Origin of the sequence: Microtetraspora sp. AC03309 (assembly GCF_020826795.1) — a bacterium.
Lineage (GTDB): Bacteria > Actinomycetota > Actinomycetes > Streptosporangiales > Streptosporangiaceae > Microtetraspora > Microtetraspora glauca.
This window is the reverse complement of sequence record NZ_JADDIL010000027.1, coordinates 19807-40000: the sequence shown is the minus strand read 5'-3', so window position 1 is coordinate 40000 and position 20194 is coordinate 19807. Positions and strand designations below refer to the sequence as shown.

At 71.2% G+C, this 20194-nt stretch carries 17 protein-coding genes; 11 read left to right on the top strand and 6 right to left on the bottom strand.

Annotated features, from left to right (window positions below):
- Window positions 1-194: 194 nt before the first annotated feature.
- Genes IMZ11_RS17955 through dmpG form a run of 11 tightly spaced genes read left to right on the top strand, consistent with a single transcriptional unit; the run spans window position 195 to window position 12723 of the window.
- On the top strand, window positions 195-1883 hold the full coding sequence (locus IMZ11_RS17955) for a bifunctional 3-(3-hydroxy-phenyl)propionate/3-hydroxycinnamic acid hydroxylase (RefSeq protein WP_228642863.1): 1689 nt from the start codon (window positions 195-197) through the stop codon (window positions 1881-1883).
- A complete protein-coding gene (locus IMZ11_RS17950; protein WP_228642861.1) occupies window positions 1876-3603 on the top strand; it encodes an FAD-binding protein in 1728 nt (575 codons plus the stop codon). Before IMZ11_RS17955 ends, IMZ11_RS17950 begins: the two co-directional genes overlap by 8 nt.
- Complete coding sequence (locus IMZ11_RS17945) at window positions 3600-4433, top strand: coniferyl-alcohol dehydrogenase (protein WP_228642858.1); 834 nt, start codon at window positions 3600-3602, stop codon at window positions 4431-4433. Before IMZ11_RS17950 ends, IMZ11_RS17945 begins: the two co-directional genes overlap by 4 nt.
- On the top strand, window positions 4430-5293 hold the full coding sequence (locus tag IMZ11_RS17940) for a branched-chain amino acid ABC transporter permease (protein WP_228642856.1): 864 nt from the start codon (window positions 4430-4432) through the stop codon (window positions 5291-5293). The genes IMZ11_RS17945 and IMZ11_RS17940 overlap by 4 nt, the downstream gene beginning before the upstream one ends.
- On the top strand, window positions 5290-7137 hold the full coding sequence (locus IMZ11_RS17935; RefSeq protein ID WP_228642854.1) for an ATP-binding cassette domain-containing protein: 1848 nt from the start codon (window positions 5290-5292) through the stop codon (window positions 7135-7137). The genes IMZ11_RS17940 and IMZ11_RS17935 overlap by 4 nt, the downstream gene beginning before the upstream one ends.
- On the top strand, window positions 7134-7859 hold the full coding sequence (locus tag IMZ11_RS17930) for an ABC transporter ATP-binding protein (protein ID WP_228642852.1): 726 nt from the start codon (window positions 7134-7136) through the stop codon (window positions 7857-7859). Before IMZ11_RS17935 ends, IMZ11_RS17930 begins: the two co-directional genes overlap by 4 nt.
- Window positions 7860-7905: 46 nt before the next feature.
- The gene (locus IMZ11_RS17925; RefSeq protein ID WP_228642850.1) at window positions 7906-9126 is read left to right on the top strand and encodes an ABC transporter substrate-binding protein; all 1221 of its coding nucleotides are present in this window, start codon (window positions 7906-7908) and stop codon (window positions 9124-9126) included.
- 14 nt (window positions 9127-9140) lie between these two features.
- The gene (locus IMZ11_RS17920) at window positions 9141-9998 is read left to right on the top strand and encodes an alpha/beta fold hydrolase (protein WP_228642848.1); all 858 of its coding nucleotides are present in this window, start codon (window positions 9141-9143) and stop codon (window positions 9996-9998) included.
- Window positions 9995-10783, top strand: coding sequence for a 2-keto-4-pentenoate hydratase (locus IMZ11_RS17915; RefSeq protein WP_228642846.1), 789 nt, complete (start codon window positions 9995-9997; stop codon window positions 10781-10783). The genes IMZ11_RS17920 and IMZ11_RS17915 overlap by 4 nt, the downstream gene beginning before the upstream one ends.
- 3 nt (window positions 10784-10786) lie before the next feature.
- A complete protein-coding gene (locus IMZ11_RS17910; RefSeq protein ID WP_228642844.1) occupies window positions 10787-11716 on the top strand; it encodes an acetaldehyde dehydrogenase (acetylating) in 930 nt (309 codons plus the stop codon).
- Entirely contained in the window at window positions 11713-12723 is a 1011-nt protein-coding gene (dmpG, locus tag IMZ11_RS17905) for a 4-hydroxy-2-oxovalerate aldolase (protein ID WP_228642842.1), read from the top strand. The genes IMZ11_RS17910 and dmpG overlap by 4 nt, the downstream gene beginning before the upstream one ends.
- Before the next feature lie 137 nt (window positions 12724-12860).
- On the opposite strand, the gene IMZ11_RS17900 is transcribed toward dmpG, so the two are convergent.
- The 6 genes from IMZ11_RS17900 to IMZ11_RS17875 all read right to left on the bottom strand — a co-directional run bounded on the left by IMZ11_RS17900 (window position 12861) and on the right by IMZ11_RS17875 (window position 19989).
- Entirely contained in the window at window positions 12861-13898 is a 1038-nt protein-coding gene (locus IMZ11_RS17900) for an aldo/keto reductase (RefSeq protein WP_228642840.1), read from the bottom strand.
- A 66-nt stretch (window positions 13899-13964) separates the two neighbouring features.
- Window positions 13965-14387: a VOC family protein gene (locus IMZ11_RS17895; protein WP_061261050.1), complete on the bottom strand. Its 423-nt coding sequence runs from the start codon at window positions 14385-14387 to the stop codon at window positions 13965-13967.
- Window positions 14388-14817: 430 nt separating this feature from the next.
- Entirely contained in the window at window positions 14818-16482 is a 1665-nt protein-coding gene (locus IMZ11_RS17890; protein WP_228642838.1) for an ABC transporter ATP-binding protein, read from the bottom strand.
- Window positions 16479-17363 carry an ABC transporter permease gene (locus tag IMZ11_RS17885; RefSeq protein WP_228642836.1) on the bottom strand — a complete coding sequence of 295 codons (885 nt, stop codon included), beginning with the start codon at window positions 17361-17363 and terminating at the stop codon, window positions 16479-16481. The genes IMZ11_RS17890 and IMZ11_RS17885 overlap by 4 nt, the downstream gene beginning before the upstream one ends.
- Window positions 17360-18445: an ABC transporter permease gene (locus tag IMZ11_RS17880; protein WP_228642834.1), complete on the bottom strand. Its 1086-nt coding sequence runs from the start codon at window positions 18443-18445 to the stop codon at window positions 17360-17362. The genes IMZ11_RS17885 and IMZ11_RS17880 overlap by 4 nt, the downstream gene beginning before the upstream one ends.
- A complete protein-coding gene (locus tag IMZ11_RS17875) occupies window positions 18430-19989 on the bottom strand; it encodes an ABC transporter substrate-binding protein (RefSeq protein WP_228642832.1) in 1560 nt (519 codons plus the stop codon). Before IMZ11_RS17875 ends, IMZ11_RS17880 begins: the two co-directional genes overlap by 16 nt.
- Window positions 19990-20194 lie beyond the last annotated feature (205 nt).

Below are 20194 nucleotides of genomic sequence, written 5' to 3'. Positions count from 1 at the left end.
TCGACGGCCCCGTCGCCCGCCTCGCGAGGCGCCCGACGGGGCCGCGTTCGTGTCGGCGTCAGCGGGGTGGCCTGGGCTTTGTTGCGGGCGTATGACGATTCGGTCCATCGCTGGTCGTGCTGTTGACGGTGCCGTAATCGCTGATTAATGTTCGACTATCGCAACAGCCTGTGCGATAGATACACGAGGTGAAGATGTCCGACCTTGAGATCCCCCCCGTGCAACTGGATCCGAGCGATACGCCGGAGGCGTCCGACGTCGCCGGTACCCGCGTTGACGTGGTCATCGTCGGCGCCGGACCGGTCGGGCTGACCCTGGCGAACATCCTCGGCGCGCGCGGCATCAAGGTGCTCGTCGTCGACGAGCGGGCGGCGCTGATCGACTACCCGCGGGGCGTCGGCATCGACGACGAGTCCCTGCGGACCTTCCAGTCCATCGGGCTCGTCGCGCAGGTCCAGCTCCACACCGTTCCCAACCAGATCCTCCGCTTCGTCAACGGCAAGGGCCGGCTGCTCGCCGAGATCGCGCCGGGCGGCAATGACTTCGGCTGGCCCAAGCGCAACGGGTTCGTCCAGCCGCTCGTCGACGCCGAGCTGCTGGCCGGCCTCGGGCGGCACGCGTCGGTCGAGACCGCCTGGCAGGTACGGATGGAGACGTTCGAGGCCGGCCGCGAGGCGGTCACCGTGCGCCTCAAGGAACACGGGGGCGCGGTCCAGGATGTGACCGCGCGGTACGTCGTGGGCTGCGACGGCGGCCGCAGTACCACCCGGCAGTTGCTCGGCACGACGTTCGACGGCACGACCTCGCCGACGCGCTGGGTCGTCGTCGACATCGAGAACGACCCCCTGGGAGCGCCCAACAGCTACGTCGGCGCCGATCCCGCGCGGCCGTTCGCGTCCATCTCGATCGCGCACGGCATTCGGCGTTTCGAGTTCATGGTGATGCCGGACGAGCCCGACGAGCAGGTCGAGAGCCCGGAGTTCCTGCACGGGCTGCTCGCCCCGTTCGTGCCGCGGCCGGCCGAGGCCAGCATCATCCGGCACCGCGTCTACACCCACCACTCTCGGATCGCAGGGACGTTCCGCAAGGGTCGTGTCCTGCTGGCCGGCGACGCCGCGCACCTCATGCCGGTCTGGCAGGGCCAGGGGTACAACAGCGGCATCCGCGACGCGACCAACCTGGGCTGGAAGCTCGCCGCGGTGGTGTCCGGGCTGTGCGGTGAGGACCTGCTGGACACGTACGACGCGGAGCGGCGCGGGCACGCCAAGGCGATGATCGACCTGTCCACCACGGTGGGGCGCATCATCTCGATCCGCAACCGCCCGCTCGCCTGGCTGCGCGACCGGGTCGCCGGCGCCGCGTCACTGCTGCCGTCGTTGAAGCGCTACATCGTCGAGATGCGATTCAAGCCGATGCCACGTTACGAGAGCGGGGCGATCGTCCCGGCAAGCGGACCGCAGTCGCCCGTCGGCCGGCTCTTCATCCAGCCGCACGTGCAGACGGCCGGCGGCACCGCGCTGCTCGACGACGCCATCGGAAACTGGTTCGTGGTGTTGTGCTGGAACAACGACCCGACGGCGATCCTCGACAAGGACGCGCTCGACATGTGGCGCCGGCTCGGTGCGCGGCTCGTCGCCATCGTGCCGAAGGAACAGATAGGGCGAACCGCCTTCCCGCCCGAGGTCGTCGTCGTCGGCGACCTCGGCCCGCTGAAGTCATGGTTCGACGCGCACACCGAGTCGGTCGTCTTCCTGCGTCCCGACCGCTGCGTGGCCGCCGTGTCGATCGCGCAGCAGGCGTCGGACATGTCCCGCAGGCTCGCTCGGGCCCTCGCGGCGAGCGAGTCTGGCCGGGCCCCGGTGGAGGTGGGCGACCATGGCTGAGCAGCACGGCTACGACCACACCGTCGATGTGCTGGTCGTCGGCTCGGGGGCCGGCGGATTCACCGCGGCCCTCACGGCCAGTGCCCGGGGCCTGACGACACTGCTGGTCGAGAAGGCCGATCGCTTCGGCGGTTCCAGCGCTCTGTCCGGCGGAGGGCTGTGGGTGCCCGGCGCGCCGGCGCAGACCCGGGCCGGCGTGCACCTGGACCACGACGCTTCGCTGACGTACCTGCAGAAGATCACACAAGGCGCGGTGAGCGAGGCCAGGCTGCGGGCCTACCTCGACCACGCCGCCGGCATGCTCGCCTTTCTGGAGGGCGCCAGCGAACACATGCGGTTCGTGTGGAAGCCCGGATATCCCGACTACTATCCCGAGGCGCCTGGCGGCTCCATCCAGGGCAGCGTCATCAACATCCCGCCGGTCGACCTGCGCACGCTCGGCCCCGACGCGGCGCTGCTGCTCCCGCCGCATGCGGTCGCGCCGAATGGATTCTGGATCGGTCCCAACGAGCTCGTCGACTTCTACCGGCTGCGCCAGACCTGGAAGGGCAAGCTGGTCTTCGCCCGCCTCCTGTGGCGCATGGTCCGCGCCCGGCTGCTCGGTGAGCGGGTCGTGACCATGGGCCAGGCGCTCATGGCCCGGCTGGCACTCGCCTTCCGCGAGCGCGGGCTCGACCTGTGGCTGGAATCGCCGATGACGTCGTTGCTCACCGACGAGACCGGCCGAGTCGTCGGCGCCGAGGTCGACCACGACGGCGCGACCCGGCGTATCCGGGCGCTCGGCGGCGTGATCCTCGCCTCCGGCGGGTTCGACCACGATCCCCGCCTGCGCCGGGAACACCAGCCGTTCGCCGACCACTCGCTGAGCCTGGGCGCCCTGTCCAACACCGGTGACGGCATCGTCGCCGCGCAGGCGGTCGGCGCCGACACGGCCCTCATGGACAACGCCTGGTGGTACCCGGCGGTCGCCTGGGGCGACGGGCGGGTGCAGTTCAGCCTCAACGAGCGGATGATGCCGGCCCAGTTCATCGTCAACGGCGACGGCGAACGCTACATCAACGAGGCGGCCCCCTACGAGGACTTCGGCCACGCGATGATCGCCGGACAGGCCACCGGTGTCCGGCACATCCCCTCGTGGCTCGTCATGGACGACTGGTGCTGGCGGCGTTACATCGTCTTCGGGCACCTGCCGCTGCCCCGGATCCCCTTCGCCCCGGTGCCGACCGGGCGCCGGCTGCCGCGCTCGTGGCTCACGTCCGGATCGGTCGTCACCGGACGGACCCTCGACGAGCTCGCCGAGCGGATGGACGTCCCCGCCGACCGGCTGCGCCGTACGGCCGCACGCTTCAACACGCTCGCCGCGGCTGGGCGCGACGACGACTTCCACCGTGGGGAGAGCGTCTACGACCGCTACTACAGCGACGTCACCCTACCCGTGCCCAACCTCCGGCCTCTGGGCGCCGGTCCGTACTACGCCTTCGCCCTGATCCTGTCCGACCTGGGTACCAACGGCGGCGTGGTGACCGACGAGCGGGCCCGGGCGCTGCGCGCCGGTGGGACGGTCGTTCCCGGCCTCTACGCGACGGGCAACGCCGCCGCGACGATCATGGGCCGCAGCTACGCCGGTGCCGGCGCGACACTCGGTCCGGCCATGACGTTCGCGTACATCGCGGCCAACGACATCGCCGACGCCCGTGCGGCCGACGGGGGCGCGCGATGAGCCCCGGGTACGCCGGGCGGCGGGTCGTGGTCACCGGCTGTGCGTCCGGCATCGGTGAGCGCCTCGTGCACCGGCTGCACCAGCACGGCGCCGAGGTGATCGGCCTGGACCGTCAGGCCGCTACGGCCCCGCTCGCCCGGTTCGTCCCCGTCGACCTCGCCGACTCCGGATCGATCGGCGCCGCGGTCGAGGCCATCGGGGATCCGGTCCACGCGTTGTTCAACGTCGCCGGCATGTCCGGGCCGGTCGACCCGGCCGAGATCGTCGGGGTCAACTTCGTCGGCACCCGTGAGCTGACCGAGTCACTGCTGGCGCGCATGCCGGCGGGTGCGGCGGTGGTCAACACCGCCTCGATCGCGGCCTCGCACTACCTCGCTCGTAGGGAGCTCGTCGCCGGGCTGCTCGCGGCGACAGACCGGGCCGAGGCGACGCGCTGGTGCCGCGACCACGCGGCGGAGATCGGCACCGGGTACGCCGTGTCGAAGGACGCGATCGTGTGGTGGACGATGACGCGCGCCGTGCCGCTGGCCGGGCGCGGCATCCGGATGAACTGCGTCGCGCCGGGGCTGACGGCGACGCCGATCCTGGACGCGTCGCGCGCCGCTCGGGGCGAGGCGTTCCTCGACGCGATTCCGAAACCGTTGGGCCGCCTGGCCGAACCGGACGAGCAAGCCGCCGTGCTCGCCTTCCTCAACAGCGACGACGCCGGCTACGTCACCGGGCAGGTGATCTGGGCCGACGGCGGCTACCTGGCCGGCGTCGTCACCGGCCAGCTCCCCAACCGCACAGGCAGCGTCGGCTCCGCCGCACCATCAGGAGGTCAACCATGACCGAGATCATCGCCGGGCTGACGACCGGCGCGATCTATGCCCTCGTCGCCCTCGGCTACAACATGACGTACCTGGCCTCCGGCGTGCTCAACTTCGCCCACGCCAACCTCATGGTGGTCGGGATGTTCGTGGCCTATTGGGCCCACAGCGTCGGTGGCCTGCCGACCCCGGTGGTGTTCCTGATCGCGTTCCTGCTGGCCGGCGGGCTCGGGCTGGTCGAGGAACGGTTCGCCATCCGGCCGCTGCACAACTCAAGTGGCAGCGCCGAACTGGTCACGATGATCGGTGTCGCGACGGTCATCACCGGAGTGATCGCCTTCTCGTACGGCACCGACGCGTTGCGGGTGCCGTTCTTCGGCCCCGATCAGACGATCGTGCTGCTCGGCGGCCGGGCCCAACCGCTCGATCTGATCATCATTGGCGTCGCGGTCGTCCTGGCGGTCGTGCTGCATCTGGTCACCCACCGCACCAGTGTCGGCCTCGCGGCGCTGGCGCAGACCGACGACCGTGAGGCGGCGCAGCTGCGCGGCATCAACGTCGGCGGGCTGTCGCTGTGGGGCTTCGCGGTGGCGTCGGCAGCCGGAGGGCTTCTCGGACCGCTGCTGGTGTCGAAGACCTTCGCCGCGACCTCGCTCGCGCTCCTGCTGGCCGTCAAGGGCTTCGTCGTGCTGGTGCTCGGCGGTGTGGGCAGCCACCGCGGTGTCCTGATCGCCGGGTTCGGCATCGGGCTCATCGAGGCGTTCGGCGCCCGCTACATCGGGCCGCTCTACCGCGACGTCGTGGTCTTCGTGGTGTTCGCAATCGTGCTGCTGGCATTGCCGCAGGGTCTCTTCGGCGGTCGGAAGGTGAGGGCGGTATGACGACGCAGGGCATCGCACTGCGACCGTTGGCCGGTGCATGGTTCGTCGTGGTCGGGCTGGTCGTCGCCCTGCCATGGCTCGGTGCGAGCGGCGCGACGCTCCGGCTCGTGACGCTCGTGGCGATCCTCGCTCTCGTGGTGAGCGGGCTGAACCTCACGTTGGGCTACGCCGGCGAACTCGCGCTGGCCCAGGTACCTATCTACGCGGCCGGCGCGTACGCGACCGGCTACCTGGCGACCACCGTCGTCAACGACCTGCTCGTCACGATGGTGGCCGCGATCCTCGTCGCCGTGTTCGTCGGCGTCGTCACCGGCCTGCCCGGCCTGCGCCTCGGCGGCTGGACGCTGGCCATCACGTCGTTCTTCGTCGTCCTGCTCATCCCGTCGATCGTCAACGCCTTCGGCGACCATCTCGGTGGCTACGAGGGGATGATCGGCATCCCGATGCCGGCGGTCTTCGGTGTCGACCTCGACGGCGATGCGTTCTACGTCGTCATCGTGGCGGTGACGACGCTGTGGTTCGTCGTCTTCCGCAACATCGCGGTGTCCCGGCACGGCGCCGCACTGCTCGTGCTCAAGCAGAGCCCGATCCTCGCCTCCGCCGTCGGCACATCCCCACAAAGCACCAAGATCATAGCATATGCGATCGGCGCCGTCCCTGCCGGGATCGCCGGATGCTTCGCGGCCTACGTCGACGCGTTCCTGTCGCCGTTGGCGTTCGGGCTCGAGCTGTCGATCGTCATCCTGGCGGCCGGCATTCTCGGGGGGCCGACCAGCGTGTACGGGGCGCTCGTCGGCGCGGCGGTCATGCAGATCGGGCCGTTGCGGGTCACCGTGTTCGACAAGTACGCCCTCGTCGCCTATGGCCTCTTCCTCGTCGTCGGCGGCCTGCTGCTCAGCAACGGCCTGGCCGGCCTCTTCAACCGGTTCCGGCGAAGGGTTCGGCCGCACCGCAGAGCTCCGGCACCGGATGCTCCGGACGCGATCGGCGAGCAGGACGTGGACCTCCCCGTCGTCGAAGGCCAGCCGCTGCTGGTGCAGGGCGTGCGTAAGAGGTTCGGCGGAAACATCGCCGTCGACGACGTGTCGTTCGAGGCACGGCCGGGCCGCATCACGGCGCTCGTCGGGCCCAACGGGTCGGGCAAGACCACGATCATGAACCTGATCTCCGGCTTCTACACCCTCGACGCCGGGACGGTGACGCTGGGGGACCGGGTCATCTCGGGCCTGCCCGCGCACCGGGTCGCCCGGCGCGGTGTCGGGCGCACCTTCCAGACGCCGTTGATCCCGCAGGGGCTGAGCGTCCGCGACACCATCGTCACCGGGCGGCTCAGCAGCCACCGCGTGTCGCTGCTCGCCACCGCCCTGCGCCTGCCCCGGCACTGGAAGGCCCTCGTCGAGGAACGCCGGACCAGCCTCGAGATCATGCGGGCGCTCGGCCTGGACCGGCACGCCGACACACCGGCCGCCGACCTGGCCCTCGGCACCCGTCGGATGCTGGAACTGGGGCGCGCGATCGCCGGCGGTAGCGCCCTGGTTCTGCTGGACGAGGTGGCGTCCGGGCTCGACGAGGACGACATCCACGGCCTGGTGCGGGTTCTGGACAAGATGCGCGCGGCCGGCATCACGGTGATCCTCGTCGAGCACAACTTCACCCTCGTGCGGGCGGTCGCGGACCACGTGGTCGTGCTGGCCGAGGGGCGGGTACTCGCGGCCGGCAGCCCGGCCGACATCGCGGCCGATCCCGTCGTCGTACGGACGTACCTGGGCGACGGCGGGGAGATCACCGGCACGCGGATGGTGGCGGCCGGGCAGACCGACGGCGAGAAGGCGGGCCGGGGATGACCATGCTGGAACTGAGCAACCTCGCCTGCGGCTACGGCGATCTGCGCGTCGTCACCGACGCCACGCTCAGCGTCGAGGCCGGGACCGTGACGGCGCTACTGGGCCGCAACGGCGCGGGCAAGACGACGACGCTTCGGGCCGTCGCCGGTCTGAACCGGATCACGTCGGGCCGGGTGACGCTCGACGGCGTCGACCTCGCGCCGATGCCGGCCTACCGCCGCGCCCGAGCCGGCGTCGCCTATGTGCAGGAGGGCAAGCGCGTCTTCCGGTCCCGCACCGTCGAGGAGAACCTGCTCCTCGGCACGCACGCCTGCCCGAGCCGGGCGCGGGGACGCGAGCTCATCGGGCTGATGTACGAGCGGTTCCCGCTGCTGGCAGAACGGCGCAGGCTGCCGGCCGCGCAGCTCAGCGGCGGCCAGCAGCAGATGCTGGCCATCGCGCAGGCGCTCGTCGCCGATCCCCGCGTCCTGCTGCTCGACGAGCCGTCGGCCGGCCTCGCGCCGGCGATCGTCGCCCAGGTGCTCGACGTGATCCGCGACCTGCGCGACGGCGGGCTGGCCGTGCTGCTGGTCGAGCAGGCGGTGGAGTTCGCGCTCGCCGCCGCGGACCAGGTCGTGGTCCTCAACCTCGGCCGCACCGTCCACACGGCCCAAGCGTCCGACGCGGGTCTTCGCGAAGCGATCCGGCGCGCCTACATGGCCGAGGATCTCGAGTTCTCGTGACGGCTCCCGCCTTCCACACCCCCTTCCGATCGAAAGAGGCACAGTCATGACGTTCCGTAGCGGATCCTTCAGACCCCGCCGGCTCCTCGCCGTCGGGGCCGCGCTCGCCCTGTTCGCCGCCGGGGGCTGCGGCGGCGCCGACACCGCCGACCAGGCTGGGAACTTCGACGTGCTGTTCATCGGCGGCGTCACGGGCCCGGCGGCGACGACGGTCGCCGCGACCACCAAGGCGCTCGATGCGGCCGCCAAGTCCGTCAACGAGAACGGCGGCGTCAAGGGCCGCAAGATGGTGATCACGGTCAAGGACTCGCAGGGTGACCCGCGTCGCGCGGTCAGCCTGCTGCAGGAGCAGCTGTCCGGCGACAACAAGCCCGACGTCGTCATCCCGAGCGGCACGAGCGCCGAGGCGCTGGCGATGGTGCCGGTGCTGACCCGCAACAAGCTCGTGTCGGTCGCCTTCGGGGCCAGCCCGATGCTGAACGACCCGCAGAAGTACCCGTACCACTTCCAGAGCGTGCCCAGCAGCGCCGCCCAGCTCACCGGCCTGCGCAAGCACCTGGAGGAGAAAGGCGCCAAGCGGCTCGGACTGCTCGTGTCGCAGGACGAGTACGGCAAGGGCGTCGTACAGGCGGTCAAGGCGCAACTCGCCGGCAGCAGCATCGAGGTGCGCGACTTCGAGTTCGTTCCCACCGACATCGACCTGTCGGTCTACTACCGCCGGATGCTCGACGCGAACCCCGACTTCGTCTACCTCGACACCACCGGCGACGCCGCGGTGCGGCTGCTGCAGGCCCGCGTCCAGAGCGGAGCCGTGAACATGCCGACGATCGTCGGCAGCGGCATGTCCCTCACGGCCGGCGGCCCGTTCAAGTACGGCTCCGCGGAGGCGAACAAGAACCTCGAGATCCTGGTGTTCAAGGTGGAGGTCGCCGTGCCGGAGAGCAGCCAGTCCCCGATCTTCAAGGACTTCATCGCCCGGTACTCCGGGGGCCAGCCCATCCAGAACAGCCTGTCGACGCCCGCCCTGGCCTGGGATCAGCTCCGGCTGGTCGCCGCGGCGGCATCACAGGACGGCGCGCTCGACGACCTACCGGCCTCGCTGGTCAAGGCGGTCTACAACCTCAAGGTGGAGGACGGCTACTGGCTCACCGAGCGGCAGTTCACGTTCACCCCGGACAAGCACACCCCCACCCCCACGCCGGACGACTTCCCGTTCATCGCGTCCGTTGCCCAGGTCAACGGCCAGTACCAGGTCGCTGACCAGTGACCGGAAGGACCCCGATGACGCTCTGGACCGACCTCGCCCCCACCGAGTTCCGCGTGCACACCGTCCAGGCCGGTGAGTGGTCGACGCGCGTGCTGGAGGCGGGCACCGGCCGGCCCCTCGTGCTCATGCACGGCACCGGTGGCCACCTCGAGGCGTACGCGCGCAACGTGCCGGCGCTCGCCGAGCACTTCCGGGTGATCGCCTACGACTTCCCGGGACACGGGCGCACGACGCTCGCCACCCGGGACCTCGAGATCGCCGACTACACCACGCACCTGCTGAGCCTGCTCGACGCGCTGCACATCGAGCGGGCCCACCTCAGCGGCGAGTCGCTGGGCGGGTGGGTCGCCGTGAAATTCGCCGCGGCACACCCGGACCGGGTCGACGGGCTCGTGCTCAACACGCCGGGCGGCACGATGGCGACCCCGGCCGTGATGCACCGCATCCGGACACTCAGCCAGGAGGCGGCCGACGACCCAAGCCCGCAACGCATCCGCGCCCGGCTGGAGTGGCTCATGGCCGACCCGGCGTCGGTGACCGACGAGCTCGTCGCGATCCGGCAGGCGATCTACGGCCGGCCCGGGTTCGCGACGTCGATGCGGCACCTGCTGTGCCTGCAGGACCCGGACATCCGGCGGCGCAACCTGGTCACGCCCGAAGAACTCGGCGCGGTCCGGGCGCCCACCATGGTGATCTGGACCAGCGACGACCCGTCCGGTCCGGCCGCCGCGGGCATCGACATGGCCGAGCGCATCCCGGACGGGACGTTCGCGATGATCGACAACGCGGGGCACTGGCCGCAGTGGGAGCAGCCGGCGGCGTTCAACCGGATCGTCCTCGACCACCTGCCGGCAGCGGGGGCACGGGCATGACCGCCACCGGCGCCGTCACCGCGGCCGCCGACCGCCTTGACCGCGCAGCCGCCGACGGCGTGCCGTGTGCCCCGGTCGCCGACCTCATCGGGACCGCCGACATCGACGCCGCCTACGCCGTGCAGTCCATGCTGACGGCGCGACGGATGGCGCGGGGAGCGCGGATCGTCGGGCGGAAGATCGGCCTGACGTCCGAGGCCGTCCAGCGCCAGATCGGCGTCGACCGCCCCGACTTCGGGGTCCTGTTCGACGACATGCACTTCCCGACCGGATCGACGATCCCGCTGGGCCGCCTGCTGCAGCCCCGCGCCGAGGCCGAGGTCGCGTTCATCCTCGGTGCCGACATCGTCGACCCCGAGCCGCAGGCGGTCCGGGCGGCGGTCGACCGCGCGACCGCCGCCATCGAGGTCGTCGACAGCCGGATCGCGCACTGGCGGATCGGCATCACCGACACGGTTGCCGACAATGCCTCCAGCGGCGTCTTCGTGCTCGGCGACCGGGCACTGCGGCTGCATGAGTTCAGCACCGCCGACGTACCGATGCGGATGCTGCGCAACGGCGAGCCGGCGAGCGAGGGGACCGGCCGCGCCTGCCTCGGCGACCCGCTCAACGCCCTGGCCTGGCTCGCGCGCACCGCCATCGCGCTGGGGACGCCGCTACGCGGCGGCGACGTCGTGCTCTCCGGCGCGCTCGGGCCCTTGGTCCCCATCGGCGACGGCGACCGGATCGAGGCCGAGATCGGCCCGCTCGGTCGTGTGTCCGCGACGTTCTCGAAGAAGGACTGACACATGGTTCACCACGTAGCGATCATCGGCTCGGGCAACATAGGCACCGACCTCATGATCAAGATCAAGCGTGCCGGCGGGCCCCTGGAGGTGGCCGCCATGGTCGGCATCGACCCGATGTCGGACGGCCTGGCACGCGCCCGCCGCCTGGGCGTCGCGACCACTGCCGACGGCGTCGACGGGCTCATCCGGCTGCCCGAGTTCGACCGGGTCGGCATCGTGCTGGACGCCACGAGCGCCGCCGCGCACGTCGTCAACGCGGCGGCCCTGGCGCCCTACGGCCGGCGGATCGTCGACCTGACGCCGGCCGCCCTCGGCCCGTTCGTCATCCCGCCGGTCAACCTCGACCAGCACCTGAACGCTCCCAACATCAACATGGTGACGTGCGGCGGGCAGGCGACCGTGCCGATCGTGGCAGCCGTCTCGCGGGTCACGCCCGTGGCGTACGCCGAGATCGTCGCGACGGTCGCCTCGAAGTCGGCCGGCCCGGGCACCAGGGCCAACATCGACGAGTTCACCGAGACGACGGCGCACGCCCTGCAGGCGGTGGGCGGGGCCCGACGCGGCAAGGCCATCATCATCCTCAACCCGGCCGAACCGCCGCTGATCATGCGAGACACCGTGCTGTGCCTGGTCGGCGACGTCGACCACGACCTGGTGCGCGACTCGGTCGAGCGGATGGTCGCCGACGTCGCCGCGTACGTCCCGGGTTACCGGCTCAAGCAGGCGGTGCAGTTCACCCCGGTCGACCGTGACGATGTCCGCATCCTGCTGGACGGCGACGACGATGTCAGGTGGAAGGTCAGCGTCTTCCTCGAGGTCGAAGGCGCGGCCCACTACCTGCCCGCGTACGCCGGCAATCTCGACATCATGACCTCGGCGGCCATCCGCGTCGCCGAGCGCATCGCGGCGGCATCGGAGGTGGCGGCATGACCGGGCCGGAGATCTATCTGCAGGACGTGACGCTGCGCGACGGCATGCACGCCATCCGGCACCGCATCAGCCCCGCGAAGGTCGGCGCGATCGTGGCGGCGCTGGATCGGGCGGGCGTCGCCGCGATCGAGGTGACGCACGGCGACGGGCTCGCCGGGTCCAGCCTCACCTACGGCCCGGCCAGCAACACCGACTGGGAGTGGATCGACGCGGCCGTCGCCGCGACGAGCCGGGCGGTCATCACGACGCTGCTGCTGCCCGGCGTCGGAACCGTCGCCGACCTGCGCGAGGCGCACGCCCGTGGCGTCGGCTCCGTACGGGTCGCCACGCACTGCACCGAGGCGGACGTCGCCGCGCAGCACATCGCGGCGGCGCGGGACCTCGGCATGGACGTCTCCGGCTTCCTCATGATGAGCCACATGCTGGAGCCCGCCGAGTTGGCCCAGCAGGCGCGGCTTATGGAGTCCTACGGCGCGCACTGTGTCTACATCACCGACTCCGCCGGCCGACTGACCATCGAGGATGTGCGCCGGCGGGTGCGCGCCTACCGCGACATCCTCACCGACGGCACCCAAATCGGCATCCACGCACACGAGAATCTGTCGCTGTCGGTCGCCAACTCCCTGGCGGCAGTCGAGGAAGGCGTGTATCGGGTCGACGCGTCGCTGGCCGGTCAGGGCGCGGGTGCCGGGAACTGCCCCATCGAGCCGTTCGTCGCCGTCGCCACCCTGCGCGGCTGGGACGTGGGCTGCGACCTGATGGCGCTGGAGGACGCGGCCGACGACCTCGTGCGCCCGCTGCAGGACCGCCCAGTGCGGGTGGATCGGGAGACGCTCACGCTCGGGTTCGCCGGCGTCTACTCCAGCTTCCTGCGTCATGCCGAGACAGCGGCGGCCGCGTCCGGTCTCGACCCCCGCAGCCTGCTCATCGAGGCCGGCCGGCGCGGGCTGGTCGGCGGGCAGGAGGACATGCTCGTCGATATCGCGCTGGAGATGGCCCGGGCATGACCGTCGCGATGAGGTCGCGCTGACTCGGTCGGATCTCCTCCATTTGGAGGCCGCCGCCCATGGCTGGCATTCGGACCGCGCGGTCAAGCAGCAACTGACGGCCAAGCGTCGCCCGGGTGCCGAGAACGGTCATCGGGTCAGGCCGCCGCCGCACGCTCGCCGGGCGGCCGCCGGCGCAGCGCCGCCCGGATGACGGGCGGCGGGTCGTAGGACACGTCGAGCGGGCCGATGTCGGCGCCCGGTGGCGCGATCTCGTCGATCCTGTCGAGGAGGTCGTCGCCGAGCACGGTGTCGGCGCCGGCCAGCAGGTCGTCAAGGTGCTCCATGGTTCGCGGCCCGATGATCGCCGCGGTCACGCCCGGGTGGGCGACCGTGAACGCCATCGCCATGTGGGCCAGCGGGATCCCGGCCTCCTCGGCCAGCAGGGCGAGCCGCTCGACGGTGTCGAGCGTGCGTTCGTCCGTCATGTGCCTGGGCACCCAGGCCATCCGGCGCGCGGGGGCCTGAGTCGTGCGGTCCTTGCGGTAACGGCCGCTGAGCAGGCCCATTCCGAGCGGACCCCACACGAGCGCGCCCATGCCATAGCGCTCGCAGACGGGCAGGACCTCGCGTTCGATACCGCGGTTGAGGAGCGAGTACGGGGGTTGCTCGGTGCGGAAGCGCGCCAGGCCGCGTCGCTCGGCCACCCATTGGGCCTCGACGATGTCGGAGGCGGGGAAGTTGGAGGTGCCGATGGCGCGTACCTTGCCGGCGGCCATCAGGTCGGTCAGCGCGGAGAGGGTCTCCTCGATGTCGGTCCTGGGGTCGGGGTGATGGATCTGGTAGAGGTCGATGTGGTCGGTCTGGAGGCGGCGCAGCGAGTGCTCGATCTCGGTGACGATCCAGCGCCGAGAGTTGCCCGCGCGGTTGGGATCGTCGCCCATCGGCCCGTTCACCTTGGTGGCGAGGATGACGTCGTCGCGGCGGCCCTTGAGCGCCTTGCCGACGATCTCCTCGGCCTCGCTGTAGGAGTAGACGTCGGCGGTGTCGATGACGTTGATCCCGGCGTCGAGGGCCCGGTGGATCATGCGCGCGCACTCGTCGTGGTCGGGGTTGCCGACCCGCCCGAACATCATGGTGCCCAGGCAGTAGGGGCTGATCTGGATTCCGGTCCGCCCCAAGGGCCGCGTTCTCATGCTGGTTGTTCCCTTCGATGGACGAGCGGGAGCGTGGTGCTGGCCTCCGCATCACGCTCCCGATGCTCAGCTGTTGTATTCGCGCGCGACGTCCACGACCCAGACGACGCCGAAGCGGTCGGTCAGCATTCCGTAGAGCGGAGCCCACTGCGCGGGTTCCAGCGGCTGCGCGATACTCGCCCCGTCGGAGAGCTTCTCCCAGTACGCGGTGATCTCCTCGGTGGTCTCGCCGCGGAGGGAGAGGAAGAACGAGTTCTCACCCCGGTCCCACGGCAGCCGCGAGGGCACGTCGTAGGCCATCACGTGGAAGCCGCTGTCCGCGACCACCTGGCCCCACATCACCTGGTCCGCCTCGGCCGGGTCTTGCACGTTTCCGGCGTCCTTGTATGTGACGACGGCGAGATGACCGCCGAAGACAGACTGGTAGAACTCCAGCGCCGCGCGGGCGTCGCCCCGGAAGTTCAGATGAGTGACGGACTTGACGGACATGTCGCTCCTATCGGTTCTGGACGCTGTGCAGCGCCTGACGCGGGACAACAGTCGCAGGGGCAGAGGTCAGGATGTGGCCGCTACTTACGGCGCAATGGATTTCAGGCCAAAGACCTCAACGCGTCTGCCGGCATTGCTCTCGCTGCTCCAGGCGCGTCGGGACCGGCCGGGGGCGTTGCCGGCTCGTCATGGGCTCGTGGCCATGGACCGGACTAGCCACCGCCGTCGGCAGGTTCGACGCCGACATCGAGGGATCGTCACGCCCACGACTACTACGAGGCCCCCGTCCTAGCGCTGGTGTTCGCCGCCGCGATCGATCTTTCGCTCCTCGCTGACGCAAAGGCGTGGCAGAACCCCGGCGAATCTGGGACATCCGAGAGCTCATGGCCGCCGAGCAGGGCAGCTTGCCAGGCGGAGATGATCCGGCCGATCAGGCCGGATCAGACGACGGCGACATTCGCGCCGAGGCTTCGCGGGCCTCTCGCCGCATGGTTGCCCCAGCGATGAGAGTCCTGGACGTCGAATGGGACAGCGAGTCAAAGAGGCCCGGAGTGGGACCGTTCTCGATGATCCGGCCGTTCTCCAGCACGATCGTGGTGTCGGTGTGCGCAGCGATCATCGACAGGTCGTGGCTGATCAGGACCAGGGTGACGCCGTGTTCGCGGCGAAGACGGGACAGCAGGTCCATGATGCTCGCGGAGGTGTCGGCGTCGAGCGCGGAGGTTACCTCGTCGCAGAGCAGCACGTCGGGGCGGACCGCGAGGGCCCGGGCGATGGAGACACGCTGGCGCTGGCCGCCGGAGAGCTGGTGGGGGTACCTTCCGGCGAAGTCCGTGGGCAGGTCGACCGCCTCGAGGAGTTCCGCGACGCGCGCGGGGACCTGCCCAACGGGAACCACACGGTGCAGGGTCAGAGGCCGGGCGAGCGTGGCTCCCACGGTCCGCGCGGGGTTGAGCGCCCCGAGGGGGTTCTGCGGAACGAGTTGAAGTGCGCGGCGCTGCTCTTGGGTGCGGCGCTGGTAGGAGCGATGCAGAGGGGCTCCGTCGAGGGCGACCGTGCCCGTGCTGGGCGGGTGCAGTCCGGTGAGAACGCGGACAAGAGTGGTCTTCCCCGACCCCGAGACGCCGATGACCCCGGTCGCGCCGCCGGGAGCGAGGTCGAGATCCAGGTTGTCGAGGACGGTTCGCCGCGCACTCCGGCCGCCCACCACGGCGCTGAGGTCGCGTACCGTGATCCGGCCGGTCCGGGACGGCGGGCGCGTGGCAACGGGGACCGAGGCACATGTGTCGTCGGCTTCGGGCTTGACCGAGGCAGCGGCTGGGGGAGTCGCGGAGGTCGCTTCGTCCGCGGTCGAGAAGTCGAGCACGCGTGCGGCGGGAAGGAAGCGCCGCACCGTTTCCGCCGGGGGGCGGAGCACCACCACGTCGTGGGCGCAGCGGGAGACCAGTTCGGGGTCGTGGCTCGCCACCGCGACGGCGACGCCGGTACGGCCGGCCAGCTCGCACAGCAGGTCGGCGATCTCGTCGCGCAGCTCCGGATCCAGTCCGGCCGTCGGCTCGTCGAGGAGCAGGACATCGGGACGGCGCGCGAGGGCGCGGGCGAGCGCAACCCTGCGCTGCTGCCCGCCCGACAGGGCGCCGGGACGGCGCAGCTCCAGGCGCTCATCGGCGGGCAGCCGCACCTGGGTGAGCAGGTCGCGCACCGCCCGGTGGCCGCGGGTCACGGCGGTCTCGGCGATGAGGCGGCGGACCTTCATCCGGGGGTTGAGGCCGGAGCCGGGATCCTGTCCGACGTAGGCCAGCCGTCGGCGGCGGAGCAGTCGCAGGTCCTGCTCCCCGAGGGCCAGGACGTCATGGCCGAGGACGGTGACCCGCCCCGAGGTACGGCGGGCACCGGCGGGCAGGGCTCCCGCGATGGCGCGCAGGAGAGTGGTCTTGCCCGCGCCCGACGGGCCGGTGAGCGCAACGATGCGGCCTGGGAACAGTGTCAGAGTGGTTCCGGCGAGAAGGGGAGGGCCGTCAGGCAGGCGGATCTCCAGATCGGTGACCTCGACGGAGGGCGGCACCGGGGCGGGAGGCGGCTCGGCGGGTGTCACAGGGGGACCTCCGTTGTCGTGCCGGTCTTGGGCATGAGGGCGTCGGCGGCGAGGTTGACGCTGAGCGCCAGCACGCCGACGGCGAGAGCGGGGATCGCGACGGCCAGCGGGTTGAGCATGATGCCGGGCGAGTTCTCCCTGATCATCAGGGCCCAGTCGGCGGTCGGCGGCTGCGGGCCGAACTGCAGGAAGGCGGCGACGGACACCACGTAGACGGCCTCGACGAAGCGCAGGCCGAACAGCGCGAGGAGGGTGGCCCTCAGGTTGGGCAGGACCTCCCGGACGATCAGATACCAGAGGCGTTCGCCGGAGGCGGCGGCGGTTTCGATGTAGCCGGACACCGCGATGGGCGCGGCCGCCGCGGCGACCACCCGGGTGGCGTACGGGACGCCGAGGACGGTGGCGGCCGCGGCGATCGCGAGGCGCCCGCCGTCCTGCCAGGCGAGGGCGACGAGCATGATGCCGAGGACGGCGGGCACCAGGATGGCGAGGTCGGCCGCGCGTTCCACCCAGCGGCCGAGCCCGGGGCGCAGGGCCGCGAGGATGCCGAGCAGTGCGGCGGCGCCGGTGACCAGCGCGGCGATCGCCAGCGCGTTGAGGACGAGGGGCCCACCCCCAGCCAGGAACCTGCTGAGAACGTCGCGGCCGAGCAGGTCGCCGCCGAGCACCGCGGCGGCGTCCGGGGTCGCGTACGGCGCGACGAGCGGCTGGTCGATCGGGTGCGGCGCGAGCAGCGGGCCGGCCAGCGCGAACAGTATGAGGGCGAGGGCAGGCGCTGCCCGCAGCGCGCGCGAGCGACGGGACCGGGCGGAAGCGATCTCCTTGTCCGCTCTGCCAAGCCACCGTTGATCAGAGCCGCTGCGGGGGGAGTCAGTCGTCACAGGCGCACTCCTACTGCTCGGGCGCGGACGAAGTCGGCGAGCAGCAGGACGACGCTGATCGCGCCGCCGGTCGCCGCGACCACTCCGGCGACGACCGGTGTGTCCCGGTCGGCGATGGCGCCTGCCAGGACGGCGCCGATGCCGGGGTAGTTGAACAGGGTTTCCACTACGACCGCGCCGCCGAGCAGCATTCCGGCCGAGGTCGCGACGCCGACGGCGACGGCGGGCAACGCGCCGGGAAGGAGATGGTGCGTCAGGATGCGGTGGCGAGGCAGCCCGTCGATGATCGCGGCGCTCACGTGCGGCAGCGCGGCCTGGTCGGCGAGAGCCGCGCGCACGATGCGGGTGTTCCAGCCGATCTGCGGGACGGCCAGGGCCAGCAGCGGAAGCAGCAGCATGCCGGGTGAGGCGGGGGCGCCGTCGGGACCGATGAGGGTGACGGCGGGCAGCCAGCCGAGCCACAGGGACAAGACGAGCAACAGCGCGATGGCCACCACGAACTCCGGGAGCGCGAACGCCATGGTGGCCACGACGCCGATGACCCGGTCGGCGCGGCCGCCCGGACGCAGCGCGGCCCAGCTGCCCAGCGCCAGGGCGCCTGCCACGCTCACGGCCAGGGCCAGGCCCCCGAGCAGCAGGGTGTTGGGGAACGGCCCGGCGAGCAGCCGGGTGACCGGCTCCCCTCGGGCGGAGGTGCCCAGGTCGCCGGTCGGCAGGGCGGTCATCCAGTCCCAGAAGCGCTCGGCGAGCGGGCGGTCGAGGCCGAGGGCCGTACGGCGTGCGGCCAGGTCCGCGGCGCTCTCGCCGCGTTCGGACGTGCTGGAGGCGGCGTCGCCGGGCAGCAGCTCGACGGCGGCGAAGACGACCCCGAGGAGGACCGCGAGGACGGCGAGGCGCCGCAGCGCCGACCAGGCGACGCGGCCCGCGACCAGGACGAACCGTGGCTTCTCCGCAGACCGTGGTTCTCCGGCGACCGGGTTTTCCGCTCCGGGCCGCGGCTCCGTTCCGGAGCGGCCCCGGCATGGGGCCGGGGGCTCGGGGTCGTCTCCTTCGGGCTCGCGACGGCTCAACTGGCCAGCCACGCCTTCTCAAGCTGCACCCGGCCGTAACCGGGGAGCTTGGGCAGGCCACGTACCGCGCCGCCGGCCAGGTCGATGCCGTCGGCCATGCCCCACAACAGATAGCCGGACTTCTCGTACTCGATCTGCTGCAGCTTGCGCAGCGCCTCGGACCGCTTCGCGGCGTCGGCGGTCGCCATGGCTTCGCGGTACGCCGCGTCGAACGCGGGTTCCTTCCAGCCTGCCTCGTTCTGGCCCGCCTCGGACAGCATCGTCTTGCTGGCGAAGAACACGACGGAGTCGTTGGTGCCCCAGTACGTGGTGTACAGCGGCGCCTTGAGCCAGGTCTTGTCCCAGAAGACGGCGGAGTCCTGCTTGACCACATTGATCTTCACGCCGGCCTCGCGGACCTGGGTCGCGAACAGGGTCGCGGACTCGGCGAGGCCGGAGATGTCCTCGGTGGTGATCAGGTCGTAGGTCTTGGACAGGTCGAAGCCGGCCTCGGAGAGCAGGCTCTTCGCCTTGGCGAGGTCGCGGGCGCGCTGCGGGAGGTCCTTGGCGTACGCGGGGTCGCCCGTCCCCAGCACGTCGTTGGCGACGGTGCCGTACCCGGACAGGACCTGCTTGACCATGGCCTCACGGTCGACCGCCAGGCGCAGGGCCTCCCGTACCTTGGGGTCGGCGAACGGCCCGTCGGCGGTGCGCATGACGATGGGCATCGCCATGTCGTTGGGCCGCCGCAGGATCTGGACGTCCGGGCGGGACTCCGCCGTGCGGGCGGCGATGGCGCCGACGTTGGACGCCACGTCGATCTGCCCGGCCAGCAGCGCGTTGGCCATCGCCTGCGGGCTCTCGAAGATCCGGACCTCGATCGCGTCCAGGTAGACCTTCCCGCCGTACCAGTTGTCGTTGCGCACCAGGCGGGCGTTGCCGTCGCGGAACCAGTCCAGCTTGAACGGGCCGGTGCCGGGGGCGGTGACCAGGGCGTCGTCCTTGGTGTCCTTCTTCAGGACGAACGTGGTCAGCCGGGTGAGCAACGGCAGGTCCGCGTTGGGGTAGTCCGAGACCAGCACCACGGTCTTCCCGTCCTCGGCGGTGATTCCGGAGGGCTGGATGCCAGGCAGTCGGCTCGCGCCGGCCGGGGTGGCGCGCAGCCGCTTGAGCGACCACACCACGTCTTCGGCGGTGACGGGCGTGCCGTCGTGGAAGGTGGCGCCGTCGACGATCGTGAAACGCCAGGTCTTCAGGTCCTCGGACGGCTTCCACGCGCCGGCCAGGCGCGGCGCGGTGTTGGTCGTCTCACCCGGGACGGTCAGCGTGTCGTAGAGCAGGCTGATGATCAGGTAGTCGCTCTCGTTGGTCTGCGTGCCGTGCGGGTCCCGGGTGACGGCCGAGGCCCGGCCGAGGGCGCCGACCCGCAACGTGCCACCCGTACGCGGCTGCTCCGCGGCAGATCCGGACGACGAGACCGCCGCCGGGCCGGTCTGCCCGCCGGTTCCGCAGGCGGCGAGCACACCGGCCAGCCCGATCCCCGCGCCGGTCCACAGGAGCTGTCGTCTGGTGATCATCGTTCTCGTTCCTCAATGATGCGATCTAATTTAGGTTTGCCTATCCTAAACACATGCTTTACCTAAGGCGAGAGGGTGGGAGGGCAGCGACCCGGGCCGACCTGACCCGGCGAAATCATGCACGCGGGCCGGACGCCGCCCCCATGGGTTCTCCGTGCACGGCACCGCTAGGGTCACTCAGGCGGACGACACCGGCGTGACGGTT